Here is a 368-nt window from a genome sequence, read left to right as displayed (position 1 = left end):
GTAGGGATAGCGCGGCTGGTCCGGCAATAGTGCCACCAGCGCGCCGGCCTGGATTCGTTCGCGAACCAGCCAATGAGGCAGCCACGCGAGGCCCATGCCGCCGACGGCGGCATCGGCGATGGCATCGAGATCGTCGAGCCGCAGCCGGCCGTTTGGCATGAGTTCGAGCGCGGCTTGTCCCTCGCGCGGAAACAGCCAGGGCTGAGCGATCATGCCGAGCCGGCGGTAGACAATCGCCTGATGACCGGCGAGGTCCTCGATCCGCCGTGGTTCGCCATGAATTTCCAGATAGGAAGGCGCGGCACAGACGACCATGTCCTGGCGTGCAACGCGGCGCGCAATCACGCCGGCCGTGTCGTCCAGTTCAC

The 368-nt window shown here is 66.6% G+C and carries 1 protein-coding gene; it reads right to left on the bottom strand.

All coding sequences use genetic code 11. The features are described from left to right. Positions 1–368, bottom strand: a 368-nt coding sequence (locus EN786_RS36400) for a LysR substrate-binding domain-containing protein (protein ID WP_246688846.1), incomplete at both ends; no start/stop codon positions are given.

It is taken from the genome of Mesorhizobium sp. M4B.F.Ca.ET.143.01.1.1, from assembly GCF_004792275.1.
Classification (GTDB): Bacteria; Pseudomonadota; Alphaproteobacteria; order Rhizobiales; family Rhizobiaceae; genus Mesorhizobium; species Mesorhizobium abyssinicae.
This window is presented reverse-complemented; position numbering and strand designations above follow the sequence as displayed.